24 protein-coding genes are annotated in these 26,096 nt (G+C 62.0%); 8 read left to right on the forward strand and 16 right to left on the reverse strand.

Annotated elements, in window-relative coordinates; all coding sequences use genetic code 11:
- Positions 1-95: 95 nt before the first annotated feature.
- On the forward strand, positions 96-2,657 hold the full coding sequence (locus AC0L3O_RS08075; RefSeq protein ID WP_128166908.1) for a GcvT family protein: 2,562 nt from the start codon (positions 96-98) through the stop codon (positions 2,655-2,657).
- A 239-nt stretch (positions 2,658-2,896) separates the two neighbouring features.
- Positions 2,897-3,745, forward strand: coding sequence for a DUF1194 domain-containing protein (locus AC0L3O_RS08080; protein WP_128166906.1), 849 nt, complete (start codon positions 2,897-2,899; stop codon positions 3,743-3,745).
- A gap of 53 nt (positions 3,746-3,798) precedes the next feature.
- On the opposite strand, the gene AC0L3O_RS08085 is transcribed toward AC0L3O_RS08080, so the two are convergent.
- The 3 genes from AC0L3O_RS08085 to AC0L3O_RS08095 form a co-directional block, all read right to left on the reverse strand.
- Positions 3,799-4,737 carry a GlxA family transcriptional regulator gene (locus AC0L3O_RS08085; protein ID WP_268931722.1) on the reverse strand — a complete coding sequence of 313 codons (939 nt, stop codon included), beginning with the start codon at positions 4,735-4,737 and terminating at the stop codon, positions 3,799-3,801.
- Between the two features lie 344 nt (positions 4,738-5,081).
- Complete coding sequence (locus AC0L3O_RS08090) at positions 5,082-5,216, reverse strand: hypothetical protein (protein ID WP_023798921.1); 135 nt, start codon at positions 5,214-5,216, stop codon at positions 5,082-5,084.
- A 335-nt stretch (positions 5,217-5,551) separates the two neighbouring features.
- On the reverse strand, positions 5,552-5,740 hold the full coding sequence (locus AC0L3O_RS08095) for a hypothetical protein (protein ID WP_023798922.1): 189 nt from the start codon (positions 5,738-5,740) through the stop codon (positions 5,552-5,554).
- A 207-nt stretch (positions 5,741-5,947) separates the two neighbouring features.
- Between AC0L3O_RS08095 and AC0L3O_RS08100 the strand changes: the two genes are divergently transcribed.
- Positions 5,948-6,847, forward strand: coding sequence for a LysR substrate-binding domain-containing protein (locus tag AC0L3O_RS08100; protein ID WP_023798923.1), 900 nt, complete (start codon positions 5,948-5,950; stop codon positions 6,845-6,847).
- Between the two features lies 1 nt (position 6,848).
- Here AC0L3O_RS08100 and AC0L3O_RS08105 read toward each other — a convergent pair whose 3' ends face one another.
- The 11 genes from AC0L3O_RS08105 to AC0L3O_RS08155 form a co-directional block, all read right to left on the reverse strand.
- Positions 6,849-7,832, reverse strand: a complete 984-nt coding sequence (locus tag AC0L3O_RS08105; protein ID WP_023798924.1) for an alpha/beta hydrolase — start codon at positions 7,830-7,832, stop codon at positions 6,849-6,851.
- A gap of 248 nt (positions 7,833-8,080) precedes the next feature.
- Positions 8,081-8,266 (reverse strand): hypothetical protein, encoded by a 186-nt coding sequence (locus tag AC0L3O_RS08110; RefSeq protein WP_473534101.1) that lies wholly within the window; start codon positions 8,264-8,266, stop codon positions 8,081-8,083.
- A gap of 190 nt (positions 8,267-8,456) precedes the next feature.
- Positions 8,457-10,586 carry an ASKHA domain-containing protein gene (locus AC0L3O_RS08115; protein WP_473534277.1) on the reverse strand — a complete coding sequence of 710 codons (2,130 nt, stop codon included), beginning with the start codon at positions 10,584-10,586 and terminating at the stop codon, positions 8,457-8,459.
- Positions 10,537-11,511, reverse strand: coding sequence for a methyltetrahydrofolate cobalamin methyltransferase (locus AC0L3O_RS08120; protein ID WP_023798928.1), 975 nt, complete (start codon positions 11,509-11,511; stop codon positions 10,537-10,539). Before AC0L3O_RS08120 ends, AC0L3O_RS08115 begins: the two co-directional genes overlap by 50 nt.
- A gap of 78 nt (positions 11,512-11,589) precedes the next feature.
- Complete coding sequence (locus AC0L3O_RS08125) at positions 11,590-12,681, reverse strand: methylenetetrahydrofolate reductase (protein WP_027154501.1); 1,092 nt, start codon at positions 12,679-12,681, stop codon at positions 11,590-11,592.
- Positions 12,678-13,277 (reverse strand): methylenetetrahydrofolate reductase C-terminal domain-containing protein, encoded by a 600-nt coding sequence (locus tag AC0L3O_RS08130; RefSeq protein WP_027154500.1) that lies wholly within the window; start codon positions 13,275-13,277, stop codon positions 12,678-12,680. The genes AC0L3O_RS08125 and AC0L3O_RS08130 overlap by 4 nt, the downstream gene beginning before the upstream one ends.
- On the reverse strand, positions 13,270-13,572 hold the full coding sequence (locus tag AC0L3O_RS08135) for a virulence factor (RefSeq protein ID WP_128173850.1): 303 nt from the start codon (positions 13,570-13,572) through the stop codon (positions 13,270-13,272). Before AC0L3O_RS08135 ends, AC0L3O_RS08130 begins: the two co-directional genes overlap by 8 nt.
- Positions 13,573-13,819: 247 nt before the next feature.
- Entirely contained in the window at positions 13,820-14,731 is a 912-nt protein-coding gene (locus AC0L3O_RS08140) for a fatty acid desaturase (RefSeq protein WP_473534100.1), read from the reverse strand.
- A 439-nt stretch (positions 14,732-15,170) separates the two neighbouring features.
- Positions 15,171-15,707, reverse strand: coding sequence for a nuclear transport factor 2 family protein (locus AC0L3O_RS08145; protein ID WP_473615314.1), 537 nt, complete (start codon positions 15,705-15,707; stop codon positions 15,171-15,173).
- Between the two features lie 50 nt (positions 15,708-15,757).
- On the reverse strand, positions 15,758-19,165 hold the full coding sequence (locus AC0L3O_RS08150) for an AAA family ATPase (RefSeq protein WP_287342806.1): 3,408 nt from the start codon (positions 19,163-19,165) through the stop codon (positions 15,758-15,760).
- Positions 19,166-19,577: 412 nt separating this feature from the next.
- Positions 19,578-20,150, reverse strand: a complete 573-nt coding sequence (locus AC0L3O_RS08155; protein ID WP_287285307.1) for a DUF4893 domain-containing protein — start codon at positions 20,148-20,150, stop codon at positions 19,578-19,580.
- 123 nt (positions 20,151-20,273) lie between these two features.
- Between AC0L3O_RS08155 and AC0L3O_RS08160 the strand changes: the two genes are divergently transcribed.
- On the forward strand, positions 20,274-21,197 hold the full coding sequence (locus AC0L3O_RS08160) for an NAD-dependent epimerase/dehydratase family protein (RefSeq protein WP_473534098.1): 924 nt from the start codon (positions 20,274-20,276) through the stop codon (positions 21,195-21,197).
- 4 nt (positions 21,198-21,201) lie between these two features.
- On the opposite strand, the gene AC0L3O_RS08165 is transcribed toward AC0L3O_RS08160, so the two are convergent.
- On the reverse strand, positions 21,202-21,831 hold the full coding sequence (locus tag AC0L3O_RS08165) for a DUF1638 domain-containing protein (RefSeq protein WP_473534097.1): 630 nt from the start codon (positions 21,829-21,831) through the stop codon (positions 21,202-21,204).
- A 64-nt stretch (positions 21,832-21,895) separates the two neighbouring features.
- Between AC0L3O_RS08165 and AC0L3O_RS08170 the strand changes: the two genes are divergently transcribed.
- A complete protein-coding gene (locus AC0L3O_RS08170; protein ID WP_036263015.1) occupies positions 21,896-22,036 on the forward strand; it encodes an entericidin A/B family lipoprotein in 141 nt (46 codons plus the stop codon).
- 274 nt (positions 22,037-22,310) lie between these two features.
- Entirely contained in the window at positions 22,311-22,520 is a 210-nt protein-coding gene (locus AC0L3O_RS08175; protein WP_287285310.1) for a hypothetical protein, read from the forward strand.
- A 129-nt stretch (positions 22,521-22,649) separates the two neighbouring features.
- On the opposite strand, the gene AC0L3O_RS08180 is transcribed toward AC0L3O_RS08175, so the two are convergent.
- Positions 22,650-23,348, reverse strand: coding sequence for a corrinoid protein (locus AC0L3O_RS08180; protein WP_095494578.1), 699 nt, complete (start codon positions 23,346-23,348; stop codon positions 22,650-22,652).
- Positions 23,349-23,619: 271 nt separating this feature from the next.
- On the opposite strand from AC0L3O_RS08180, the gene AC0L3O_RS08185 reads away from it, so the two are divergent.
- Together AC0L3O_RS08185 and AC0L3O_RS08190 are read left to right on the forward strand one after the other, a co-directional pair.
- Positions 23,620-25,194 (forward strand): trimethylamine methyltransferase family protein, encoded by a 1,575-nt coding sequence (locus AC0L3O_RS08185; RefSeq protein WP_287342797.1) that lies wholly within the window; start codon positions 23,620-23,622, stop codon positions 25,192-25,194.
- A 107-nt stretch (positions 25,195-25,301) separates the two neighbouring features.
- Complete coding sequence (locus tag AC0L3O_RS08190; protein ID WP_473534096.1) at positions 25,302-25,973, forward strand: hypothetical protein; 672 nt, start codon at positions 25,302-25,304, stop codon at positions 25,971-25,973.
- The last annotated feature ends 123 nt before the right edge of the window (positions 25,974-26,096 follow it).

Raw genomic sequence — 26,096 nt, forward strand, 5'->3', positions numbered from 1 at the left:
CGCAAACAGGCGGTAGCATGGCGGCTGCCGCCTGCATATTGTGCGCCGATCAAACGGGCGCCGGTGCCCGCTTTACCACTTTGGAGTCGCGGGCAATGGCAGGGTTTCCGGAAAAGGCGAAGGTCGTCATCGTCGGGCTGGGCGGTATTGTCGGCGCATCGATCGCCCATCACCTGATCGAGCGCGGATGGGACGACATCGTCGGCATCGACAAGTCAGGGATCCCGACCGATATCGGCTCGACAGCGCACGCCTCCGACTTCTGCTACACCACCAGCCATGATTTCCTGTCCTGCTGGACGACGCTCTACTCCATCGATTTTTACGAAAAGATGGGTCACTACGCCCGTATCGGCGGCCTCGAGGTTGCCCGCGTCGGCGACGACGATCGCATGGCGGAGATCAAGCGCAAGATCGCCTCGGCAAAGGCTTTCGGAACGCGTGCCCGCCTGATCGAGCCGGCCGAGATCAAGCAGAAATTCCCGCTGATCGAAGAAGAGATGGTGCAGGGCGGCCTGTGGGATCCCGATGCCGGTCTTGTCATCCCGCGCTCGCAGACGGTCGCCGGCAAGCTGGTCGACCAGGCGGAAGCCTCCGGAAAACTCAAATCCTTCGCCAACACGCCGGCCAGGTCGCTCGTCGTGGAGAACGGTCGCATCAAGGGCGTGGTGACCGATCGCGGCACCATCGAAGCCGACTACGTGATCGTTTGCGCCGGTATCTGGGGCCGGCTGATCGCGGAAATGGTGGGTGAGGACCTGCCGGTCATGCCGATCGACCATCCGCTCACCTTCTTCGGGCCCTATACCGAGTTCGCCGGCACCGGCAAGGAGATCGGCTGGCCGCTGCTGCGCGACCAGGGCAACTCGGCTTACATGCGCGACACCGGCGATCCCAAGACCGCCGAAGGCGGGCAGATCGAGTGGGGCTACTACGAAGAGACCAATCCGCGCCTTTGCCATCCGCGCGACCTTCTGGAGAAGGACCAGGCCCGTCTATCGCCCTCGCAGCGCGACCTCGACATGGAACAGATCCTGGCGCCGCTCGAGCGCGCCATGGAACTGACGCCGATCCTGGGCGAACTGGGCTACAATGAGAGCCATTCCTTCAACGGGCTTCTGCAGGTGACGGCAGACGGCGGCCCCTCCATGGGCGAGAGCCAGAAGGTGCGGGGCCTTTGGTATGCCGTCGCGATCTGGGTCAAGGACGGCCCCGGCATGGGCAAGCTCATCGCCGACTGGATGACGGACGGCCGGACGTCGATCGACCACCACGCCATCGACTATTCGCGCTTCTATCCGCACCAGACGCAAGAGCAGTTCATCTGGGACCGCTGCACCGAAACGGCGATGAAGGTCTACAATCCGGCCGTCCATCCGCGCGAGCCCTTCTCCAAGGCTCGCGACGTGCGCCGCTCGCCCTTCTGGGAGCGCGAGAAGGAACTCGGCGGCTATTTCATGGAACTCGGCGGCTGGGAGCGCGCCCATGGCTATGCCGCCAACGAGCACCTGCTCGAGAAATATGGCAACCGCGTGCCGGTGCGCGAAAACGAGTGGGACAACCGCCATTTCTGGCGCGTCTCCAATGCCGAGCATCTCGCCATGAGCGAGGATTGCGGCATCGTCAACCTGTCGCATTTCGCAATGTACGACGTGGAAGGCCCTGATCATGTCGCGCTGATGGAGTGGCTGTGCGCGGCCAGGATCAGCGGCGACGGCAATATCGGCAAAGGCATCTACACCCATTTCCTCGACGATGAGGGCATGGTGCGCGCCGACCTGACCGTCATCCGCATGGCCGACCGCTGCCGTGTCATCGACGGCGCAGATGCCGGTCCGCGCGACTTCCACTACATGCGGCGGACGGCAGAAGACAAAGGGTTCGATGTCGCCATCACCGACGTGACCGAAAAATACGTGACCGTCGGTATCTGGGGTCCGAACGCCCGGGCAACATTGAGCAAGGTCGTGGAAGACCCGGACGGCCTGACGCCGGAGAATTTCCCCTTTGCGGCGATCAAGCCTGTCAGGATCGCCGGCAAGGACGTGACCGCTTTCCGGATCTCCTATGTCGGCGAGCAGGGCTGGGAACTGCACATGCGATACGAAGACGGCCTGGCCGTATGGGATGCTTTGCGTTCGACCCGCGTGATGGCTTTTGGCGTCGAGACCTATGCCAACAGCCGCCGCATGGAGAAGAGCCTGCGCCTGCAGAATGCGGATCTTTTGACCGAGTACAATCTGCTGGAGGCCGATCTTGCCCGCCCAAAGGTCAAGGAGGCCGATTTCAGTGGCAAGGCAAAGCATCTGGACTATCGCGCCCGCGCGCATCAGCCGGCCATGCTCTGCACACTTGTCATGACGGATAATGTCGATTCCAACGGCGTTGCCCGTTATCCCGTCGGCACGCTGCCGGTGATGGACCCGCAAACGGGTGAAACGCTGGTCGATGAACTCGGCCGCCGATCGTTTACGACCTCGGTCGCCTACGGCCCGACCATCGGCAAGAACATTGCGCTCGCCTATCTGCCGTGGACGTATTGCCAGGAGGGCCGCAAGCTGGATGTCGAATATTTCGGCGAGAAATACCCGGTCGAAGTGGCCGCCGTCGGCTACAGGCCGCTCTACGACCCGGAGAATCTCAAGCCACGAAGCTGAGCCTCCCACAAAAGAGGTGAGGGGCGGACTCGCAAAAATGTGAATGCAAGGACTTAAGGCGCGTCACGTTTTGTGGGGTCATGCGGCAGCGCCTTAAGTTCTCGTTTTTATGCAAGTCGTTGCCCAAACCCGCTGCGCATCCTTGGTTCAAGCCCGAGGGCATGCTTTTGGACGACATGCATTAGCCCGGGGCTAGGCTTTTCGCTTTGTGGTGCGACGATTTTCGCTTACCTTGCGGCATGTCTGCTTTTCCCCGCGCAGGACATCTCCTCTCAGGCGCCGCCGCGCTGGCGCTGACGTTCGTCCAGGCGCCGGAATCCCGCGCTGCCGATCCCGTTGACGTCGAACTGGTGCTGGCGGTCGACGTTTCGCTGTCGATGTCGCCGGCCGAACTCGAAATCCAGCGTCGCGGCTATGTCGCGGCACTGACGCATGACACGGTACTGCAGGCCATCGCCGACGGCGCCTACGGCAAGATTGCCGTCACCTATGTCGAATGGGCCGGCACGACCTGGCAGCACATCATCGTGCCGTGGACGGTGATCGCCAATCGTGCCGACGCCGAGCGGGTGGTCGAGCAACTCTCCGCCCATGCGCCCAACAGCGCGCGGCGCACCTCGATTTCCGGTGCCTTGCAATTCAGCAGCGATCTCTTCGCCGAGAGCGGCTTTCAGGGCGTCAAGCGTGTCATCGACATTTCAGGCGATGGCCCCAACAATCAAGGTGCCCCCGTCGACATCATCCGTGACGAACTGGTCAGGCAAGGCATTACCATCAACGGCCTGCCGCTGATGACCCGGGGCGGCTTCACCAGCGTCTACGACGTCAACTATCTCGACCGCTATTACACAGACTGCGTCATCGGCGGGCCCGGCGCGTTCATGATCCCGGTCAACGAGTGGACGCAATTTCCCGAAGCGATCCGCCGCAAGCTGGTGCTTGAGCTTGCCGGGCCTGCCTCACCGCAATGGGCGGGGGAAGAAGCGGCGCATCCGCCGGTGGTGCTGGCGCAGGACAAGCCGGCCACCGACTGCCTGGTCGGCGAGAAAATGTGGCGCGACCGAAGCTGGATGTTCGACACCCGCTAGACTTCAATCGCCATCCGCCAGAGGTACGCGTGCAAAATATTGCCTTGCCTTGTCTACGCGGCCAGCAACTGCTTGCGATCGACGCGCTCCTGCTGCGGCGAGCGCGCATAGAGCTCGCGGTAGCATTTGGAGAAATGCGAGGCGGAGACGAAGCCGCAAGCGACCGCCACTTCGACCACCGGCAGCGATGATTGGATCAGCAAGTGCCGAGCCCGGTCGAGGCGGATCTCCAAATAGTAGCGGGCAGGGGATCGTCCCATCTCGGTGCGGAACAGGCGCTCGATCTGCCGGCGTGACAGGTCGACATGGTCGGCGATCTCGATCAACGACAGCGGCTCGGACAGGTTTGCTTCCATCAATTCGATGATGGTCAGCACCTTGGAGTTCTGCACGCCAAGGCGTGCGCGCAGCGGCAGGCGCTGGCGATCGGTCGGGCTGCGCACGCGGTCAGTCAAGACCTGCTCGCAGACCCGGTTAACGAGATTGTCGTCGAAATCGTCGCCGATCAGCTTCAGCATCATATCGAGCGCCGCGGTGCCGCCGGCGCAGGTGTAGATGTTCTGGTCGATCTCGAAGAGGTCGGCAAAGACATTGGCCTTCGGGAACGCTTCGGAAAAGCCCGGCAGGTTCTCCCAATGAATGGCGCAGCGCTTGTTGGACAACAGGCCGGCGGCGGCCAGTATATGAGCGCCAGTGCACAGGCCGCCGATGGCGACGCCGCGATTGTATTCCTCGCGCAGCCAGGCGAAGGCCGATTTGTTCTGGTAGCGCTCGACATTGATGCCGCTGCAAACGACCGCCATGTTCGGCCGTTCGGAGCCGGACATCTTCTTGCGTTCGTCCTCCAGCGAGGTGTCGACGGCGCATTCGACGCCGTTCGAGGCGCGCACCGGCTTGCCGTCGATGCTGGCGAGCCGCCAGCGGTAGGCTTCGTAGCCGAGCATCCGGTTGGCCGAGCGCAACGGATCGAGCGCCGTTGCAAAGGCGATCATGGTGAAATCGGGGACCAGGAAGAATACAAACGATCGCCTGATCGGATGATTTACGACGTTCACAGGGTAACCCTCACGCTGCAATGGCGCGAACAGGATGTCGCGATCAGCATAGCGACATCAGGAAAAATCTTTCCTGTCAATCGGCTAGGCGGCAACGAAAAGACTTTATTTGCGACATGGGTCGCAAATGGGCAATCGCTATGCGATGTCGACCCAACCTGCTGCCGGATTGAGCATAGGCCGCATGTGGTCGGGCATGACCAGGCACGCCGCCTCGGCAAACCGAAGCGGCGTTGTGATCAAACTTTGAAGCAGCGAGCGCCGCTTGCGAGCTTGGCAGATCAGGCGACGAAGCCGAGGCGCGCGGCGGCCACGGCGCCGGTCTGGCCAGGCATTGTGTTGGCAAGGCGCTGGCGCTCGAGCGCGGTCGTCAGGCTCATTTCACGGCGAGCAAAAAGGCGGGCAAAAAGCTTCATCATCATCTCCATTCGGTTGCTCAGACGGGTCGCCTTCGCGTGATGGAGTGGGGCAGCTCGTTGGCTGGCGCTGATATAGGCTTACGTGAAGGGAAACTAAATCACAAAAGCGAAGCACTTGACATGAAAAGCGACATGGCATGCGATAAGTTTGGGCAGTCCGCCCAAGATTTGTGAATATGTACAAGGCGTTAGGCAGGAATCCCGCTGCTATGCGGCGTATTCATATGCGTCATGCAACGGCGACATGGCTCGAAAAGAACATTTGATCAACAAATAAAAGGCCTGCCGGACATGGTCTGTGCGGCAGGCCCTCAGCTTTTGATACACACGATCTATTTTGCTCCGCCAGCCCAGGATCCAACGCCGTGGCGAGTGCCGGTCTTGGTGTCGGCGGCTTCAGGCCAGCCGATATCCTTCTGCAGTTCGATCGGCAGAGAGCGGATGGCGCGTTCGGTCTGGTAGCGGGCGCGGGCCGCGCTGAATTCGGTCGCGATGCGGCCGATGGATGACAGGACAGACATTTCAATTCTCCTTTAGGATTGGGTCGGGTGCCGGTCGCTCGGCGGACCAAGCGCTACATCCGGTTTGTTTCAGCTTCATTTCGTGTCGATTGCAGATCAGTGTAATCGCCGTCTGCCTTCGATGGAGTTGACTATCCTCCCAAAGTGATGTTCAATCAAACGAAATGGAATGATAGTTTGCATCAGAAAAATTGAAGGTCGATCCCGATGAACGCCCCACTCAATCATCCGTTGCCGCTGCTCGACCTCGACGTCTTGCGCACCTTCGTGGCGATCGCCGAGACCGGCAGTTTCACCACCGCTGCCAGTGCCGTCTTCCGCACGCCGTCGGCCGTCTCCATGCAGATCAAGAAGCTGGAGGACATTCTCGGCCGCTCGGTGTTTGCGCGCGACGCGCGCTCGGTGACGCTGACCACGGATGGCGAGATGCTGCTCGGCTACGCCCGCCGGCTGTTGTCGATCAACCGCGAGGTGGTGTCGAAGTTCATCATCCCCGACATTGTCGGGGTGGTGCGGCTCGGCTCGCCCGACGACTATGGCGAGCGCGTGCTGCCGCACGTGCTGAAGCGTTTTGCACAGTCGCATCCTTCGATCGCCGTCGACGTGACCATCGACCAGAGCGTCAATCTGCGTCGGCGCATGGACGACCGGGCGCTCGACATCACGCTTCTCACCAATTCATACAAGACCAGCGCGCTCGGCGCCGAAGTGCTGCTCACCGAACCGATCGTCTGGGCCGGCGCCAAGGGCGGCTGCGCGCATCTGCGCGAACCGCTGCCGGTGTCATTGTGGGAAGAGGGCTGCGCCTGGCGGGCCGGGGCGCTCGAAGCGCTTGGGCGTGAGGGCCGCAACTACCGCGTCGCCTATATGAGTGCGCACACCGCCGGCCAGCGCGCCGCAATCATGTCCGACCTCGCGGTGGCGCCGCTGCCGAAATCGTTCCTCGGCAGCGACATGGTCGAGCTTTGCCCGAAGGACGGCATGCCCGATATCGGCACCTACAATCTGGCCATGGTCGTGGCGCCGGACGCCAGCGCGCCAGTGAAAGCCGTTGCCGATCACATCCGCGCGACCTTCGAAGTGTTCAAAGAAACCGGAAAGTTTTGATTCAGGACTTCGACGGCGTAGACAGGTTGTGAGTGGGGACTTCACGACCTGTCCTTTGCAGTGCCAATTCGCCGGCCTTGGCATGATAGCTTTCGGTGTCGCTGGCTAAAAACGTCACGATGCTGTCCCGCGCGCGCCGCGCTTCTGGCATGTCGATCAGCGGCCAAGCATGGAACATGCCTTGCTCGTGCACAACCTCTATCGCGACACCGGCGGCACGGGCCTTTTGCGCGAAGATCAGATTGTCGGGGGTCAGCATGTCGCGCGAACCGGTCAAAAGCAGCGTTTTCGGCAACACCGAGAGGTCACCGTAAAGCGGACTGATGCGCCAGTCGCTGGGATCTATGCCGGCACTGTAGAGCCGGACTGCCTCCAGCCCGCCAGGAATTCCCAGCCACGGATCGTAGCGTTCCGCCTCGAACACTTCGGGGTTGGCGAGCGACAGATCGAGCCCGGGCGAAATCAGCACATGGCGCGACGGCAATGGCAGGTCGGCTTCCGCGGCCATCATGGTCAGCACCACGGCCATGTTGCCGCCGGCGGAATCGCCAATGAAGACGATGTCCTGCGCTTCCGTTTCGTCGAGCATCTGACGGTAGACCTCGCCGACCATGCCGAACATGGCGTGGAAATCGTGTTCGGGAGCAATGGGGTAGATCGGCACGGTGATGCCGAAGCCCAGCCGGTCGGCCATATCGGCGATCAGTCCCCAGTGATAAGACGTGATTTGAAAGACATAGGCGCCGCCATGCAGGTAGAGGATCCGCTTTCGCTCGCCGGTCTTCGGCGCGATCTCGTACACGGGAAAGCCGTCCACGCTGCGCGTCGCGATCTCGAAACGCTGATGCAGCGATGCGGGCGGCTGATGGTTCTCCGTCTTGCGGGCGTAGGCGATCCAGCGCTGCAGGTTTTCCGGGCTGGAAAAGGCTTTCTTGCGGCTATACCTGAGCACGAAGGAAACGACGTGGCTTTTGATACTGGGCATGCGGACACACGGACTTCGGCTGAGCCGACTAAGAGAACCCCTCGCAATCGAAGATCGTGCCTTCGCCCAGAATGTCAAGATTTGCGCGGTCTCAACACGGCCCTGTGATCTGGCTGGCAATCAAGGCCAGCGCAGCATCGCTCAGCGCCTGGGCAGCAGTACGGCGCGCAGCCGACGGTCGCTTGCTGCCGGAGCCGGATGACGGTTCCGGCGCTTGGCCAGCAGCTTGCATTTGTCGGCGAAGGTCATCAGCGCGCCGAACCCCGAAGCCGGGCCGAGAAGGTGACCTGCGGGTCGTTGCGCGGCGACACGGGCCAGCCGATATCCTTCTGAATTTCGGGCGGCAGGCTGTTCATGGCCCGGACCGATCTGTTCCTGTTGTGCGCATGCTTGATGGCCGTACCAAAGCGGCCGAGGCTTTCGAACATCGACATCTTCATCTCCCTTGGAGTGCTGCGGCGGCTGAAAGTTATTTCCTGCCTGCCGTTCGATGCCGGTTAAATGCGCCGCGTGTGTATCGGGTGGATTTCGCGAAAACAGCGCCTTGTTTCTGTTTGGGCTGATCCGGAAACATGGGCATGCAAATGAGAATGAGGGCGAAGTGCAGCTTTTAGCAGCGGGATGCTACCCCCGGCCGCGCCGGGCGGCGTGGCCTTCGCGCGAACGACGCCGTGGCGCGGCATCGCCGGCAATGCCGTCCTCGCTCACGGTCTTGCGCGGCGGCAGCTTCACCGCCGCCGATAGTTTTGGGAACGGGTCGATCTTGTTCGGCAGCGCCATGGCATAGACGAAATGCTCCTGGAATCTCGGCTCCAGCGCCGTCTCGATCTTCTCGATCCGGCTCACCGTTTCCTCGATCTCGCGGCGATAGCCGCGATTGAGCAGCGCCATGCGCGCACCGGCACCGGCGGCGTTGCCGACGGCCGAGACCTTGTCGAGATCGCAGTCGGGGATCAGTCCCAGCACCATGGCGTATTTCGGATCGATGAAGGAGCCGAAGGCGCCGGCGAAGTGGATGCGGTCGACATGATCGGTGTGCTGCTTTTCCATCAACAGCTTGGTGCCGGCATAGAGTGCCGCCTTGGCGAGCTGGATGGCGCGCACGTCGGTCTGGGTGATGGTGATCCTCGGCTCACCCTCCTTCAGCACGTAGGAGAAGGTGCGGCCACTGGCGGTGACGCGCGGCGAGCGGGCGCAGAGCCCACCGTCGACGACGCCGTCCTCGGAGATGATGCCGGCCAGGTACATCTCGGCGACCACCTCGATGATGCCGGAGCCGCAGATGCCGGTGACGCCGGTTGCCTGGACGCTGTCGAGGAAGCCGGGCTCGTCGGACCACAGTTCCGAGCCGATGACGCGGTATTTCGGCTCCAGCGTGTCGGGATCGATGCGGACGCGCTCGATGGCGCCGGGCGCAGCGCGCTGGCCGCCGGAGATTTCCGCGCCCTCGAAGGCCGGACCGGTGGGCGACGAGGCCGCCACGACCCGCTGGCGATTGCCGAGCACGATCTCGGCATTGGTGCCGACATCGACGATCAGCATCATCTCGTCCTGGCGGTGCGGGCCTTCCGACAGCGTCACCGCAGCCGCGTCGGCGCCGACATGGCCGGCGATGCAAGGCAGCATGTAGAGCCTAGCGCCCTGGTTGAGCTTCAGGCCGATATCCGACGCCTTGATGTGCACGGCGCCCGAGACAGCCAGCGCGAAGGGCGCGCCGCCGAGTTCGGTCGGGTCGATGCCGAGGAACAGATGGTGCATGATCGGATTGCCGACGAAGACGCAATCCAGGATGTCGTTGCGCTGGACGTTGCCTTCCGCGCAAACCTTGTCGACGAGACCCGAGATCGCCTCGCGCACCGCGACCGTCATGCCTTCGCGGCCGTCCGGGTTCATCATCACATAGGAAACGCGGCTCATCAGATCCTCGCCGAAGCGGATCTGCGGGTTCGACGTGCCTGACGAGGCGGCGACGCGGCCCGACAGCAGCGACACCAGATGCATGGCGATGGTGGTCGAGCCGATATCGCAGGCAAGCCCGTAGGCCTCGTTCTTGAGGCCGGGCCACAACGAGATGACCCGAGCGGTCTCGCTGTCGGCATCCTTGTGGATGGCGGCGGTCGCGGTCCAGTTGCCTTTGCGCAGGATGACTTGCACCTGCGGCAGCAGATGGAAATCGAAATCGAGGCTGTTGAGCCCCCAGTCCTTCATCAGCGCGATCTTCAGGCGATCGAGATCGCCTGATGGATTGTGCATGTCGGGCTCTTCGATCTCGACATAGCACATGTGGATTGCCGAATCGCGGGCAATGACCCTGGTGTCGGCATCCTTGCGAATGGTCTGGGCGTTGATGACCGTGTCCTGCGGCACATCCACGACGAGATCGCCCAGGATCTGCGCCGAGCAGGACAGGCGGCGCCGTTCGGGAAGGCCGCGCACGCGTTCGTAGCGTTCCTCCTTGGCGCCCTTGGGCGAGATGTGGTCGTTGGAAGAGACGATCTTGTGCTTGGCGAAATTGCCTTCCTGCACCTCGACCTGGCAGCGCCCGCAAGTGGCGCGTCCACCGCACACGCTCTCGACATAGACGCCGAGCTGGCGTGCGGCATCGAGCACCGGCGTGCCGACCGGAAACCGCCCGCGCTTGCCGGACGGCATGAACAGCACGAGCGGATCGGTGATGTTGGCAGGAGAGTTCACGATTGCGCGCTTATCCTCGGGCCATACGGGCTTCACGACCGCCGCGCCGGCGACCGCCATTGCCATTACCTTCGCCCGGCGCATTGACTTGCGTGGGCGCCGCGATCGCCTGGCCGCCTTCGGCCGGCTTGTAGTCCTTGTAGGTCCTTATCCAGTTGGTGCAGTTCTCGTCGGTGCCGTTCAGCACATTGGCGCCGCGCACCGCTTCCATCTCCTGCGGCCGCACCGGGTTCATGATCGCCGAGGTCATGCCAGCGCCGATCACCATCGGGATGAAGGCAGCATTGATGCCGTGGCGGTGCGGCAGGCCGAACGAGATGTTTGACAGGCCGCAAGTGGTGTTTACCTTGAGCTCTTCACGCAGCCGGCGCAGCAGGGCAAAGACCTGGCGGCCGGCGTCGCCGAGCGCGCCGATCGGCATGACCAGCGGGTCGACGACCACGTCATGCGCCGGAATGCCGAAATCGGCGCAGCGCTCGACGATCTTCTTGGCGACGGCGAAGCGCACATCCGGATCCATCGAAATGCCTGTCTCGTCGTTGGAGATGGCAACCACCGGGACATTGTATTTCTTGACCAGCGGCAGGATGGCTTCGAGCTTTTCTTCCTCGCCGGTGACGGAGTTGACCAGCGGCCGGCCCTTGGCGACCCTGAGCGCCGCCTCGATCGCCGCGGTCACCGAACTGTCGATCGACAGCGGCAGGTCGACCAGCCCCTGCACGATCTCCAGCGTCTGCACCAGCAGGCCGGGTTCGGTCTCGTTCGGGTTGACCGAGGTGACGCCGGCATTGACGTCGAGCATGGTCGCACCGCAGGCGGCCTGTTCCAGCGCGTCCCTGATGACGGTATCGAAATTGCCTGCGATCATCTCGGCCGCGAGCTTCTTGCGCCCGGTTGGATTGATGCGCTCACCGATCACGCAGAAGGGCTGGTCGAAGCCGATGATGATTTCTCGTGTCGCCGAGGCGACGATCGTCCGGGTCATGCAATCTCTCCCTCGTGATATAAAGACTTCTTTATATCGTTTCTGTTTTCGATCAAGCGAATGGTGGCGTCCGCGCCATCAATGCGCGGTCTTGACCATGTCGACCTGCGTTTCGGTGATCTCGTCGTGCAAAATGTGGTCGAGCCGGTCGGCGACGAGCTGATCGTCGCGGCGGATTTCGCGTTTCCAGGGCTGGCGCCCCTTCAGCACGCCCGATTCATCGACGATCTCGGCGACATATTCCTCCTGGCGATAGGCCATCACATGGACGCCGCAGACGCCGGGAATTTCTTTCACCTCGTTGATGATATCGATGCAGAGCTGCTTGCCTTCCTTCTTCTGGTCCTGGGCGCCTTCCAGCCGCTTGACGATCGAATCGGGGATATGAATGCCCGGCACGTTTGAGCGGATCCATTTGGCGGTCTTGGCCGAGGCCAGCGGTCCGACGCCGCACAGGATGAAGCATTTTTCCGTAAAACCGAGATCGCGGACCTGCTGCATGTAGGTGCGGAACATCGGCACGTCGAAGCAGTACTGGCTCTGCACAAATTGCGCGCCGGCGGCGATTTTCTTGCCCAGCCGGTAGGGGCGGAAATCGATCGGCGGCGCGAAAGGGTTGATCGCCGCGCCGAGGAAAAGCTGCGGCGGCGTCGTCAGCTTGCGGCCGGACAGGAACTTGCCGTTGTCGCGCATGATGCGGCAGGTTTCCAGCAGTGACATGCAGTCGAGATCGAATACCGGCTTGGCGCCTGGCTGGTCTCCGGCCTGCACGCCGTCGCCGGTCAGGCACAGCATGTTGGCGACGCCCATCGCCGCCCCGCCCAGCACGTCGCCCTGGATGGCGATGCGGTTCCTGTCGCGGCAGGCGATCTGCATGATCGGGGCATAACCCATGCGGGTCAGCAGCGCACAGATGCCGACCGACGACATGTGGCAGTTGGCGCCCGAGGCGTCGACGGCGTTGATGGCGTCGACCCAGCCGTCGAAGATTTTGGCGCGGTTGTAGACGTCTTCCGGATCGGCGCTGTCCGGCGGGTTGAGCTCGGTGGTCACCGCGAATTCGCCGCGCCTCAGGACGCGCTCCAGCCGGCCGCGCGAGGTGTGGCCGGGCAGGGGGTCGAGCGGCAGATGGATGCCGGCCGGGTTCTCGTCGGGCTGGCGGCCGATCATGCCGGTGCCCCAGGTTTTGGAACATTGCGCGCGGCTTCGCGGGCGGCGGCGGCCTGTGCGGTCACCCGCAGCCATGCCGAGGTCTCGCGCAGCGACTGGTCGACCGGCTTCTGCACGTCGAGGATCTTGTCGCCATGCACCATGTTGCGTGAACCTTCCCAGGCCTTGACCCAGACGCACGGCATATCAGGCTCGACCTCGCAATTGCCGTTGGCGCGCACACCGCCGCAAGGGCCGTTGCGCAATTGCTTGGGGCAATTCATCGGGCACGACATGCCGGTAGAAGAAAGGACGCACTGGCCGCACATTCGGCAGTCGAACATAAAACCCTTGACGCGTTTTTCGACGAATTTGATCGGACCTTCGACGCGGCCGTAACCGATGCGCTTCCACAGCGGATGGAGGAGCAAAAACATGTCGGAGAACCTGGCGTAGAACCATTCGAGCAGTCGCGAGTGGCGGACGGACCACAGCCTGACCGCGAAGGAGCGCTGCACGCGCCGCTGCGGCGACACGTCGGCCGGCTTGTAGTCGGATTTCGGCGCTGCCTTCTTGACCAGAGTGGCCTGGGTAATCGCCGGGGTCGTTTCAGACATCTTCTTTTCCGCCCGCCTTGACCAGAGCGACCAGCCGCTCGCGGTCGTATTTCGCGTCGATGTCCTGAAAGGCTTTTTCCGCCTCGCCTTCAAGATCGTCGCTGACCGGCATGGGGTCGGCCTTGCGCCATTCGGCAAGGTAGTCGTCGGTGCCGCCGGCGCCGGTACGCATCGCGCACATGTCGATCGCCTCGGTAAAGCGCAGCGGCAGTTCGCGCTTGGCGTTCTGCCGGCCCTTCTTGACGATGACCTGGGCGGGGATGTCGCGCCAGTAGACGACGATCAGATCGGCCATGAATTTCCTACTCCTCGCGCATGACCCCGAAAATCGGCATCGATTTTGGAAAGGATCATGCGCCGACTTAAAGTGCTACAGCGTCCATTGCGCGTCCAATAGGACGCGCGGCGCTGTAGTGAGTGCGAGCATTGCCGGAAGCGCTGTCGGGCTGCTTGTTATGGGACGACGCGCGCGCATTCAAAAGCGACGCAATTGGCAGCCGCAACGGAAACGCGAAAATATTCGATGCTTGGCCTGGTTTTGATCAGCCGGCGCGACGATCGAAGCTGCCGACAAGCTTCCTGTGGAAGCGGACATAGCCTCGCTCGGTCGTGCGGAGATGTTCGGCGACAATTTGGTGGAAACGCGGCAGGCGGTGAAAGGGAACGGCAGGATAAGAATGGTGCTCGGAGTGGTAAGGCATGTTCCACGCCATGAAGCGTACCAGGCTTGTGGTAAAGGTGGTGCGTGTGTTTTCGAGCATGTTGGCGACATGCGGGCAGAGCGCGTGCTCGGCCAGCAGATAGGCCCGCAAAAACGGCTGACCGACGAGCACCGGCACAATCCAGACCCACAACAGCAGCGCTGACTGCACGGCCAGGGAGGCTGCCAGCAGCATCGCATAGGCGATCAGAAACCAACGCGCTTGCGAAATCACCTTGTCGCGGCCCTTGTCCGGCACGAAGCCGTCGCCGTTGCGGCCGGCGGCGTTGACGACGATCACGCGCGCCATGCCGCTCCAATAGGGGATCCCGGAGAGATAGCGCACATACTGGCCGATGGTCTCCGGTTTCGGAGCCATCAGTTCGGGGTCGTTGTCCGGATCGTGCGTGTGGCGATGGTGCGCGAGATGGAAATAACGGAACCATGCCGGCGGCAGCAGGATCAGGAAGCCGGTCACGGCGGCGATGGCGCGATTGAGCCACGGCGTCCTGAAGGCGGTTTCGTGGATCGTCTCGTGCAACAGCGTGAAGAAAAAGACGACCAGGATTCCCTGCGGCAGCACGAGAACCGGCCAGAACGGAATGCGGGCGGCGATCAGCGCACCCAGCACCACAACCAGCCCGCCGTGAACGGCCAGCCGGACAATCCCGGGCCCGTCCAGTTTGGCGGTGAGGTCGCGACGATCCTCGACCGAAAGGCTGGCGATGATGGTGCGGTGGTCGATTTCGCTCATAAGTGCCAAGCTTATCGCCAGAGCGCTGTCCGGTAAATCGGCGCTCGTTGCCAGACGCCGGTTTTTGCGCCGGTCCAGAGATGGAACCAGATCGTCGGATGGTACCATTGTTTCCAAGGCAGGCTGCGGCGCGGCGCCCGCAAAGACATAGTGCTAGTCGTGAAAATCTGACGGTTGATACCCAAATTGAATTGCAGCGATGGGCGGTTAACTGCCGTCCGTGTCGCCGATTGGAACGCACAGGCAGCGCCATATCAGACCTTCGTGGTCTCACTTGCGAAATCGTTATCCGCACTCAATTCAGACATCTAGTGATTGGACTTGACGCGCTACTTCGGGACGAGCGACCCGGCGCGGCTTCCTGGGGTTGGATGAATCGCGCCGTTTCGGCCGGGGTCGTTATGTGGCTCATTCGAGCGCAATAGAGCGCGACTCGCGATCACTCTAGGCTGGTCTTGCCGAGCTGAGTGTACCAAGTAGCGTTGTCCCAAAAGCTCGTGATCTTGATGATCCGGCCTTCCTCGTTAGTTTCCAGAATGAACAGATGGCGCAACCAATACTCCTTGCCTTTGTTCGTGATTCCAAACGCGTCCTTAGTCTGCTTTCCGCCGATGTGAACATCCACGAAGGCAACGTCACCGCTCTTGTCCTCCCAGATTGTGCTAACCTCGTTGCGCAGGTCAGGGAAAGCATCGATCAGCGTCCGCCAGACCGGCACGCCATCTTTGAGGACATTGCCGGAACCAGCGTCACCGAAAGGCAAGTAGACGAACGTGGCATTCTCGGTAAAAAGAGTGGTCATGGCGTCCACCTTCCGATCGCGGTAAGCGTCGAAGAATCTCTTTGCCGCTTCCGCTGCATTTGCCGCTTCCGCCGCAGCGACCGCGAAGGCAGACAAGGTGATTGCGATCAGCACCGCCGCCGAAATCCGAGCTGGGTGTAATTTTTCCCGTGTCCTGAGTGAATGGAACGTCATCATCTCCTCCCTGAGATTGTTGACTGCAGCAGATTGTCCAAAACGGCAGATCAGGATTCTACTAGATCGAGGAACGTCCTCGCTTCCTTGATGTCCGGCGTCGCGAAGCCCTCTGTGAACCAGCCGCAAACCGGTGCGAGAAGGTCGTGGGCCCTTTGCCGCTCGTTTCCCTGGACCCAGAGTCGGGCAAGAGATGTGGCGGCTCGCAGCTCCCAAAGCTTGGCGCGTTGATGTTGGGCCACGGTAAGCGCGTGCAGGAAGGAAGCCTCGGCCTTCTCGTCCGCCTTCAAGTCCAGGAGCAGTTCGCCCTTGCGGAGGTGCAACTCAGTCTCGTTCCACCGCTCGTTGGTCTCGGTGATCAATGCGAGCCCTTCCTCGATCCTGTCGAGTGCCGCGCGTGGGTTGCCAAGCCTGCTGAGGGCGCTGGCGAGCATGAGCAGCCAGCGTGGCACAAAAAGCTTAGCGTCGTGCCCACGCCATTCGACTATGCCGTCACGCATTTGAGCAAGACCGCTATCCGACTCACCCGCCTGGATCAGAACCCAACCCTTGAGAATGACCCCTGCTGTACGCCAAAGTGAGAAACCGTGCTCCGTACTGATTGAGATCAGTTCATCGACAATGGCCTCATCCGCACCAAAGTTGCTGTCGCGCTTATACGCGCCGAGATCTCTCGAATAAGTGCAAAACAGGGCCGATTGGAACAGGCCGAACGCCGCGGATGGGCTGTGCCGGTGGTGTCTTATAGCCTGTAACAACTCGGTGTATTTCTCGAATGCTTGATCGGGATAACCGAGGTGCAGCAGCGCGTGGGCGATATAGCAAAGGTTTGCGATACGGGGATCATAGGCGAATCGATAGGCAAGCGCAGCGTGCTCGTTCGGATCGTACAGCGCCAACGACGCCTCCATATGCTTGCGTCCGGCATCAAAATCTCCCCGGTGCACCGACGTGATGCCGACGCACCGGTGTGCGATCATGATTGTGGCCCGATCGCAGTCGCATTCGGCCCTGCGCAGCATCGATGTCGTCGTTGCCAGCGCAGCATCGAGTTGACCACGCAGGAGGTAGACGAGATACCGGCCGTAATCGGCCACGCTGCGCAGAGTGATGTCGTCCACTCGCTCGCACAACTCCTCGGCTCGCGCGAACGCCGCTGCGGTGGCCGGCGACGACCAACCTTTGGCCGCCATAAAGGCGGTGCCCAACGCCACCTGCATATCCAGCTCCAGGCGGACGCGCTCCTGAGTGTCAGGTAGCGTGCGGACAAGTCTTAGCCCATTTTCCAGGTGCGCGATCGACTCCAAAATTGCAGAGCGCTGGATCGCCGATTGCGCGGCTTGCCACCAGTAGCTGACTGCCCGCTCGATAAGGCCTGCCTCGGTGCAGTGATGGGCAATGATCTCCGGCAAAGCCTCGGAACCCGCTGCCACACGCTCTTCGAGAGCCGCGGCGATGCGCGCGTGCATCTGCTGCCGCCGAGTTTTAAGAAGGCTGGAATACGCCGCATCCTGCACAAGCGCATGCTTGAAGCTGTAGGTCGCTTCCGGCGGCGCACCGCGGCAATAGATCAGCTCGGACCTGCAGAGCTGGGCCAAAGCGTCCTGCAGTTTGCCTTCGTCGTGCGGCGCCACGGCGGCCAGCAGATCGTGCGAGAATTCGCGGCCGATTACAGCCCCGATCTGCGCCACCTCCTTGACCGGCGCCAGGTGATCGAGGCGAGCCATTAGCGAGTCGTGCAGCGTAGCCGGGATCGCCAGCGGCGGGAGAGTTCCGGTCAACTCGAAATGATTGCCGACGTCCCGCAAAAGGCCTGACTCCAGGACTGTCTTGGTCAGTTCCTCAACGAATAGCGGAACCCCGTCAGTTCGCGCCATGATCTGGTCCAGAACCTCGCGCGGTAGCGCCTTGCCGCCGGTGACGCGGAGAGCCACGGCTGCGCCGTGCCGTCGCGTGAGACGAGAAAGCGAGAGCTGGGTCACATGGGCATGGCTGGTCCAGGGTGGGCTGAATTCCGGCCGGAAGGTGATCAGAACCAGTGCCGGGAGACGCTGGACCCGCTCAATTACCAGGCCCAGCAGCTCTAGTGTCGAAGGGTCGATCCAATGCACATCCTCGTATACGGCCAACACAGGCTTCTGCCTGGCTAGGCCGGCGAGCTGCTCGACCAAGATTTCCAGCGTGCGTTGCTTGATGCGCTGTGGCGGCAGATCGATTGGCGGGTAGCGTGTTTCGGTTGGGATCGCAAGCAGAGCGGCCAGTACTTGCGCCGCCTCCCGGTCCTGCTCGCCGCCCCGAGCGAGCAGAGTTTCAAGTTTATCGAGCTTCATCTCGGCGGTGTCATCACGGTCGAAATGCGCCGCCCGCTCCAAAAGTCCGACCACCGGATAAAGCGCACTGTTGGTGTGGTACGGCGAGCAGTAATTGCTGAGCGGGATGTACGATTCGTTGGCCAAGTGCTCGCGCAAGGCGCGCACAATGCGCGACTTGCCAATCCCCGGCTCCCCGGAGAGGAGAATCACCTGTCCTTCACCTTCCTCCGCCCGCGACCAGCGTTCCAGAAGCAGAGCCAGCTCCTGCTCGCGGCCAACGAGCTTCGTCAGCGCGCCGGTGTGGAATGCCTCGAAGCGGCTTTCGGCCCGGCCCTCGCCTCTGACGGAATAGGCTTTCAAGGCCGTCTCGAAGCCCTTCAGAACCTGTGGTCCCAGATCCTCCAACTCGAACAGATCGCCCAGCAGATGTCTTGTGCTCTCGGCGACAATTACGCTGCCCGGCCGGGCCAAGTCCTGCAGTCGCGAGGCCAAGGTCGGCGTCTCGCCGACCACCGCCCGCTCGCGCGCTTCCTTGTCGCCGACAAGCTCACCGACCACCACGAGACCCGTCGCGATCCCCACCCGGCCCGCAAGCGGCTTGCCATCCGGCGCCCGCAGTTGCGCCACTGAACTGGCAACCGCCAAGCCTGCGCGCACCGCCCGCTCGGCATCATCTTCATGCGCTCGTGGCCAGCCGAAATATGCCAGCACACCATCGCCCATGAATTTCGCAATGTGTCCCTCGAAGCGGGTAATCTCGCCTGCGCAACAATTCTGGTAGCCTCGGATGATCTCACTCATCTCCTCGGGATCGACCCGAGCCGAAATCGCGGTGGAGCCGACCAGATCAGCGAACATCACGGTCAGTTGCCGCCGCTCGGCACCGGTTGGGGACGCCGGTGCCGACGCAAGTTCGGCGACTTGAGTCAAGGCTTTGACACCTTCAGCTGAGATTGCAGAGGAACTTTCCCGCAGCTCGGCAATAGCCTCCAGAAGCTTCCGGCGGTGCCCTACCGAACTGACGCCGATGTCCTTGAGATCCTCGGCCGTCAGCCGCAGGAGCACTTCGGCCTCGACGTTGTTCTCACGAAAGGCCGTGCCGTATTGCTGCAGCCCTAAGCTGCGCAGCCACTCCTCAATGTCCATGTCCCACTTCCGCGGTGGAGACGCCGGAGGGCTCCTTCGGCAACAGTCCGGCAGTCTTACACAACTGGGGTCCTATGCAACGTCATGGAAGTTGTGGCCGACGGGCTTCTAGCGGCCGGCGTGTTAGCGAGGTAGGCGGATCAACCGTCCGGTCTTTGAACCCTGCCGAATTTCAGATCGCTGGAACGAACGGCAGATCCCCACAGCTGTCCTTAAACCACGCCCGCGCCAAGGTCGCGAACCAAGGTCGCGAAAGGGTCACGACGTTCCCTTGACCTCTCATCAGGGATGGTCCGCAAGGGGTCGTCTCGCGTCCTTCTACGTGTGTACCAAGCGTCAGGACTTCACCACCAGCGCGTGGGTTCGCTTGGACCGCCGGGTTAACCCTGTGATCGGCCTCAGGACAGCGGGCTCAGCGCCTGAGCTCAAGGATGTCGAGCTTCGATTCGTGATAAGGGGCCGGGAACTCGATGCGCCATTCGTTGGCGCTGTTGCGAAAGGCATAGCCGACCTGGTCGCTTTGCGGGCCGCTGCCATAGGGTTTTGCGGGATCGTTGTTGACAAAGAAGGAGCCGAGATAGATCGCGCGCTTTTCGCCGTCGTCGAAGAAACGGCCCTTGGTGCGTTGCGAACCGGTGCGTTTTTCCAGCATCCAGCCCGAACCATCGTCGCTCACCTTGCACTTGAACCAGCCATAGATGACGAGCGGGCTCAGTCCGCCGGCCTTGATGGTGCGGCACTGCCAGCTGCCGGCCAGGTCCTTGCCGGAAAACGCGACCAGCGGCTTTGCCAGCAAGGCGTCGAGCTGCTTGACCTCGGCGTCGTCGCCGGCCCTGGCTTCATCAAGGGCTGCCTTGCGCGTCTCGTCATATTTGTCGAGCCGCACCTTGTCGGCGGGCGTGATCAGCTTCTGCACCTCGCCATCGGCGAGCGCGGGCAGGGCGAAGCAGAAAACGCCTGCGGCAATCAGGAGGCGAGCGATCATCGGTGCGTTTCCCGGTCGACGGCTGGAACAGCGTGTTTTCTCGTTTGGCATCCAACTTACCGGTTCGCGGCGGCCTGTCATCCGTGCTTAACAGCAGTCAGCTTAAAACACGTGGTTTCACCGATGCGGATCTTGTTTACGGGGTCGTCAGGCTGGCTGGGCAGCGCGCTCGCGCTGCGCCTGCGGGCGCTTGGCCATGACGTCATCGGGCTGGATCCGGTCCCGTCGGCGCCAACGCAGGTGATCGGCTCGGTCGCCGACCGTGATCTGGTGATGCGGACGGTCGGGGAAAACCGCATGGAGGCGATCGTCCACAGCGGCGCACTGCACAAGCCTGATATCGAACACCACCGCAATGAGGATTTCATCGAGACGAATGTGCGCGGCACGCTCAACCTGCTCGACGCGGCGGTGTTATCGGGCGTTCAGCGCTTCGTCTTCACGTCGACGACCTCGCTGATGATCTCGAAAGCCATACGCGCCGGCCTCACCGGCGGTGCGCGCAAGGCCGCCTGGCTGACGGAAGACATGGCGCCCGAGCCGCGCAACATCTACGGCGTAACCAAGCTTTCGGCCGAACATCTTTGCCGCCTCTATCACATCCAGTCCGGACTGCCGGTGATCGTGCTGCGCACCGCCCGGTTCTTTCCCGAGGCAGACGACATGGCGCATGCGATCGAGCAGTCGGACGCCAACACCAAGGCCAATGAGCTGTTGTTCCGCCGACTGACCGTGGAAGATGCCGCCGAGGCCCATGTCGCGGCGCTGGAGAAGGCGCCGCGACTGGGCTTCGATATCTTCATCGTCTCGGCGCCCACGCCGTTCCGGCCTGATGATTGCGAGGCATTGATCGCTGACGCGCCGCCCGTCGTCGCCCGCTATTTTCCGGAATTTCCGGCGCTCTACGCGCGAAAGGGCTGGACGATGTTTCCCTCGATCGACCGTGTCTATGACGCGTCGCGGGCGCGGGACAGGCTGGGCTTCGTCTGCAAGACGAGCTTTGCCGCTGTGCTCGCCGGGCTAGCAGCGGAAGAAGGAGCGGCCTGAACGGTCAGCCGTGTGCCGCGGCGCTGGCCAGCTCCGTCGTCAGGTCGCCATAGCCGGTGGAACGGCGCTCATAGGCGAGGCCGAGCATTTTCGCGGCTTTCTCGGCGACCTTGTCTAGTTCCGGATCGTCGGTCTGGGCGATATAGACCAGCTTCTGGTAATTGCCGAAATAGTCCTTGATCAGCTCCGGATGCCTGTCGAGGCCGAGCGGCTTCATGAAGAAGGCATCGAACTGCCGGCACAGGAAATCAGTCATGTAGAACGACATCATGTCGTCGTCGGCGATTTTCGCATAGGCTTCCATGCCCTGGTAGAAGGCAAAGCAATGCGGACCGGCCATGCGCTCGACCCCATGCTTCTCGCAGACGCGGTCGAGCAGGCCGCCGGTGCCGCAATCGGCATAGCCGACGAAAATATTGGTGTAGCCGTCCGCCTTGGCCTTCTCGATTGCCTTGTCCATGGCCGGCGCGATGCGGTCCGGGTAGAAATGGAACTCCGCCGGCAGGCAGGTCAGGTCGAGATGGTCGAGCCCCAGCTGCTCCGTAACGGCCAGAACTTCGCGCGCAATCATCCCGCAGGCGATGACAAGCAGCCTGTCACCTTGATCGGGGTGTAGTTTTCGCGCAATGCTCATGGAACCAGTCTAACCGATTTTCGTTGCTATCCCACGAATCTATCTGTTGAGGGAGATACCATTCATGAAACCGCTACGCATTGCGCCGATCGCCATCCTCGCTTGCGCCCTGGCTCTTTCGGCCTGCGCCAACACCGTCCGCGGTGTCGGCAGGGATGTCAAATCGACAGCCAACGCGGTCGAGGATACGGTCCAAAATCCCTGATCCCGCGGATATCAACAAGGCGCACCGCTGTCGAGGAAGTTCAAGCGATGCGCGTTAAGCCCTTGTAACATATGGGAGCAACAAAGCCGCGCCGCAAGGCGTGGTTCGTTCTGTTGTCCATGCGAGTTCGCGGAGATGGGCCGAAGCGCAGGCTTGGGTGTCCACCTCTCCGCAATTCCCTATCGTCACGGCAGGCACAAAAAGTTGACTTTTCCAATGCGGGACATGCCGGTAGTCTTTCCCTGTACCTCAACAACGAAGCTAGGAGCATAGAATGAAGACCGCTCTCTTGGTTGTCGCCGCTCTGGGCCTATCGGTATCCGGCGCCGCAGCGGAATGTGTCGGCCACAACAAAACGACGGCTTCCGTAGATCAGCAAACCAAAGCTGCAAGCGTAGATCAGCAAACCACAGTCGCAAGCGTCGCGAATACAACCGCCGACACGCCGATCCTGAAAAAGGAAGAGGCGAAAGAGTCTGAATAGGCACTTCAAGCCGTTACGCGGGTCGCTGTTGCTTGTTGAAGTCTTGACATGCCGGCGCTACGCGGCGCCTCGTCTGCAAGAGCATAAGTACGGGCTCCGTACTTATGCTCTTGTGTTCTCCTCGTCAGTTCAGGCCGAAGCGCGGACGTTGTGCTTGCGCTTCATGAAATCCTTAGCGGTCTCGACTGCCACGGCCGCGTCGCGGCAATAGGCGTCGGCGCCGACGGCCTTGCCGAATTCCTCGTTGAGCGGGGCACCGCCGACCAGCACGACGTAGTCGTCGCGGATGCCCTTTTCCTTCATCGTGTCGATGACGACCTTCATGTAGGGCATGGTCGTGGTCAAAAGCGCCGACATGCCGATGATGTCGGGCTGGTGCTGTTCGATGGCGTCGAGATATTTTTCCACCGCATTGTTGATGCCGAGGTCGATGACGTCGAAGCCGGCGCCCTCCATCATCATGCCGACAAGGTTCTTGCCGATGTCGTGGATGTCGCCCTTGACGGTGCCGATCACCATCTTGCCCTGCTTCGGCGCGCCGGTGGCGACAAGCAGCGGACGCAGGATGAACATGCCCGCCTTCATTGCGTTGGCCGACAACAGCACTTCCGGCACGAACAGGATGCCATCGCGGAAATCCTCGCCGACGATGCGCATGCCCTCGACCAGCGCCTCGGTCAGCACCTTGTAAGGCGCCCAGCCGCGCTCGAGCAGGATGTTGGTGCCTTCCTCGATCTCTTCCTTCAGCCCGTCATAAAGGTCGTCGTGCATCTGTTGCACGAGTTCGTCGTCGGAAAGCTCGGAAAGGATGATCTCGTCGTCGGCCATTTTTAATCCAGCTCCTTGCCGCACAGATGCAATTGCGGGGCCTCAAATATCACGTCAATACCTAACCCGCTACAGGCTTGCGTCCATAGCTGATTTGCGACTTCCCGCAAAAGGAAAGCGACTGCAAATCTATTGGAATTCTTGTCGATTTTGCGACAGGCGTTGGCGCTGGCGGGCCGTTTCGAATAGGGTGCATGATTACGATCCGGCCAGAAGCCGCGATATGCGGCCATAATAATTGTGCCAGAACAAAAGTCAGGGAAGAACGATCATGAGTGAGAACGCGCCGGTCGACCAGGAAGCGTCAAACGCGCGGCGCGGGCGCGCCGCCAGTGGTGGTGCCGCTGCCCGGCGGGCGGCGCGGTCGGGTGGCGGCCCCGGCACCCAGCTCACCTACATCAAGCGCAAGATCAACGTCTATGAGGTGCTGGACGAGGAAGGGCTGGCGCTGATCGAGAAGAACACCGACACGGTGCTCGAGGAGATCGGCATCATCTTTCGCGACGACGCCGAGGCGCTGCAGCTGTGGAAAGAGGCCGGCGCGGACGTCAAGGGCGAGCGCGTGCACTTCCCGAAGGGGCTCTGCCGCTCACTTCTCAAGACCGCGCCGTCCGTCTACACCCAGCATGCCCGCAATGCCGAACGTTCGGTGCAGATTGGTGGCAACGCCACGGTCTTCGCACCGGTCTACGGCCCGCCCTTCGTGCGCGACCTCGACGGCGTCAGGCGCTATGCGACGATCGAGGATTTCCGCAATTTCGTGAAGCTCGCCTATATGGCGCCGTCGATCCACCATTCGGGCGGCACGGTGTGCGAGCCGGTCGACGTGCCGGTCAACAAGCGCCATCTCGACATGATCTACAGCCACATCAAATATTCGGACAAGCCGTTCATGGGTTCGGTCACCGCGCCGGAGCGCGCCGAAGATACGGTTGCGATGGCCAAGATCGTGTTCGGCGACGATTTCGTCGAGAACAACACGGTGCTGACCAGCCTGATCAACGCCAATTCGCCGATGGTGTTCGACGAGACCATGCTGGGGGCGCTGAAAGTCTATTCGCGCCACAACCAGGCCTGTATCGTCACGCCGTTCATCCTCGCCGGCGCAATGAGCCCGGTGACGGTCGCTGGCACGCTGACCCAGGTCCTGGCCGAAGTGCTGGCTGGCGCGTCGTTCACGCAGCTGATCCGGCCGGGCGCACCGGTGCTGTTCGGCACCTTCGCCTCGTCGATCTCGATGCAGTCTGGCGCGCCGACCTTCGGCACGCCGGAGCCGTCACTGGTTTCCTATGGCGCGGCGCAGCTCGCGCGCCGGCTTGGCCTGCCGTTCCGCACCGGCGGTTCGCTCTGCGCCTCCAAAATCCCGGACGCGCAGGCGGCCTATGAGAGCGCCAACACGCTGAACTCGACGATCCTCGCCGGCACCAATTTCGTGCTGCACTCGGCCGGCTGGCTCGAGGGCGGGCTCGCTTCCTGCTACGAAAAGTTCATGATGGACATCGACCAGCTCGGCATGACCCAGAAGTTCTCCGAAGGCCTCGACCTGTCGGAGAACGGCCAGGCGATGGACGCCATCCGCCAGGTAGGCCCGGGCAGCCACTATCTCGGCTGTGACCACACCCAGGCCAATTTCCAGACCGCCTTCTACCGTTCCAGCATCGCCGACAACAATTCCTACGAGCAGTGGCTGGCCGAAGGCGAAAAGTCGGCACCGCAGCGCGCCAACGAACTCGCCCGCCGCTGGCTGGAAAGCTACGAGGCGCCGCATCTCGATCAGGGCATCGACGATGGGCTGAAGGACTTCATCGCCAGCAAGAAGGCGTCGATGGCCGACGCCTTCACCTGAAAGGAGCCCGAGTCAGGCGGGGCTAAAGTCGCCAACATCATCCACAAGGAAGTCTGGCGGAGCGCCTTCTCCGAGCCGGACAGGAAGGGATGATCCTTGAGCGCAGCATGGTCGAAGATATAGCGGCGGCGCTTTCCGCCCACGGCCTCATCCTGCGCGGCGGCTTCAATTTTGCAGGCGGTGAGGAAACACCCTCCGGTCTCTCCGGCGCTGCCGCCAGATCCGTCCTGCTGGTGGGGCAGGCGGGCGCCGCGCCGTGGCCGCATTTTCTGCGCTGGCGGGAAGGCCAATCGCAAACTGTTGCCGATCCGCTCGATGCATGGTCGCGCGAAGTGATCGGCGCAGTGGCGAAGACATTCGGCGCGCGCGCCGTTTCGCCGTCCGACAGACCGTATCTGCCGTTCCAGCAATGGGCGATGCAGGCGGAGGGTCTGAAACCGTCGCCGCTCGGTATCCTCATGCATCCGCAATACGGGCTGTGGCACGCCTATCGCGGCGCGCTGCTGTTCGAGGACGAGATTGCGTTTGGGGAAACTCGCGAAGTGGTTCACCTTTGCGATGCATGTGTCGACAAACCTTGCCTGAAATCCTGTCCGGTCGATGCCTATTCTGCGGATGGTTTCGCGCACAAGACCTGTCTGGCGCATGTGCGTGGGCACAACGGCGCGCCTTGCCGAACCGGCGGTTGTCTCGACCGCAACGCCTGTCCCTACGGCGCGGCCTATCGCTATCCGCCACAGGTTCAAGCCTTCCACATGGTCGCGTTCGCGGGCCTGTAGCGTCGCCGAATGCCGCACGAAACTTGAACACCGCATTGCGACCCCGATAGCCCGCTGGTGGTCATCTGACCGCCCTGCAAAAAAATCCTTCCATCATCCCAAGGAATCGCCATTAGCCTTCGT

This window comes from Mesorhizobium sp. WSM4810 (assembly GCF_055811235.1).

Coding starts and splice junctions, on each gene's coding strand:
- AC0L3O_RS08150 (WP_287342806.1), bottom strand. CDS start 19,165: ATGGACATTGAGGAGTGGCTGCGCAGCTTAGGGCTGCAGCAATACGGC.
- AC0L3O_RS08100 (WP_023798923.1), top strand. CDS start 5,948: ATGAACGCCCCACTCAATCATCCGTTGCCGCTGCTCGACCTCGACGTC.
- AC0L3O_RS08080 (WP_128166906.1), top strand. CDS start 2,897: ATGTCTGCTTTTCCCCGCGCAGGACATCTCCTCTCAGGCGCCGCCGCG.
- AC0L3O_RS08090 (WP_023798921.1), bottom strand. CDS start 5,216: ATGAAGCTTTTTGCCCGCCTTTTTGCTCGCCGTGAAATGAGCCTGACG.
- AC0L3O_RS08105 (WP_023798924.1), bottom strand. CDS start 7,832: ATGCCCAGTATCAAAAGCCACGTCGTTTCCTTCGTGCTCAGGTATAGC.
- AC0L3O_RS08125 (WP_027154501.1), bottom strand. CDS start 12,681: ATGATCGGCCGCCAGCCCGACGAGAACCCGGCCGGCATCCATCTGCCG.
- AC0L3O_RS08190 (WP_473534096.1), top strand. CDS start 25,302: ATGGTCGAAGATATAGCGGCGGCGCTTTCCGCCCACGGCCTCATCCTG.
- AC0L3O_RS08155 (WP_287285307.1), bottom strand. CDS start 20,150: ATGATCGCTCGCCTCCTGATTGCCGCAGGCGTTTTCTGCTTCGCCCTG.
- AC0L3O_RS08110 (WP_473534101.1), bottom strand. CDS start 8,266: ATGTCGATGTTCGAAAGCCTCGGCCGCTTTGGTACGGCCATCAAGCAT.
- AC0L3O_RS08160 (WP_473534098.1), top strand. CDS start 20,274: ATGCGGATCTTGTTTACGGGGTCGTCAGGCTGGCTGGGCAGCGCGCTC.
- AC0L3O_RS08120 (WP_023798928.1), bottom strand. CDS start 11,511: ATGACCCGGACGATCGTCGCCTCGGCGACACGAGAAATCATCATCGGC.
- AC0L3O_RS08095 (WP_023798922.1), bottom strand. CDS start 5,740: ATGTCTGTCCTGTCATCCATCGGCCGCATCGCGACCGAATTCAGCGCG.
- AC0L3O_RS08175 (WP_287285310.1), top strand. CDS start 22,311: ATGAAGACCGCTCTCTTGGTTGTCGCCGCTCTGGGCCTATCGGTATCC.
- AC0L3O_RS08115 (WP_473534277.1), bottom strand. CDS start 10,586: ATGGCGGTCGCCGGCGCGGCGGTCGTGAAGCCCGTATGGCCCGAGGAT.
- AC0L3O_RS08135 (WP_128173850.1), bottom strand. CDS start 13,572: ATGGCCGATCTGATCGTCGTCTACTGGCGCGACATCCCCGCCCAGGTC.
- AC0L3O_RS08165 (WP_473534097.1), bottom strand. CDS start 21,831: ATGAGCATTGCGCGAAAACTACACCCCGATCAAGGTGACAGGCTGCTT.
- AC0L3O_RS08145 (WP_473615314.1), bottom strand. CDS start 15,707: ATGACGTTCCATTCACTCAGGACACGGGAAAAATTACACCCAGCTCGG.
- AC0L3O_RS08170 (WP_036263015.1), top strand. CDS start 21,896: ATGAAACCGCTACGCATTGCGCCGATCGCCATCCTCGCTTGCGCCCTG.
- AC0L3O_RS08130 (WP_027154500.1), bottom strand. CDS start 13,277: ATGTCTGAAACGACCCCGGCGATTACCCAGGCCACTCTGGTCAAGAAG.
- AC0L3O_RS08085 (WP_268931722.1), bottom strand. CDS start 4,737: ATGATCGCCTTTGCAACGGCGCTCGATCCGTTGCGCTCGGCCAACCGG.
- AC0L3O_RS08140 (WP_473534100.1), bottom strand. CDS start 14,731: ATGAGCGAAATCGACCACCGCACCATCATCGCCAGCCTTTCGGTCGAG.
- AC0L3O_RS08180 (WP_095494578.1), bottom strand. CDS start 23,348: ATGGCCGACGACGAGATCATCCTTTCCGAGCTTTCCGACGACGAACTC.
- AC0L3O_RS08075 (WP_128166908.1), top strand. CDS start 96: ATGGCAGGGTTTCCGGAAAAGGCGAAGGTCGTCATCGTCGGGCTGGGC.
- AC0L3O_RS08185 (WP_287342797.1), top strand. CDS start 23,620: ATGAGTGAGAACGCGCCGGTCGACCAGGAAGCGTCAAACGCGCGGCGC.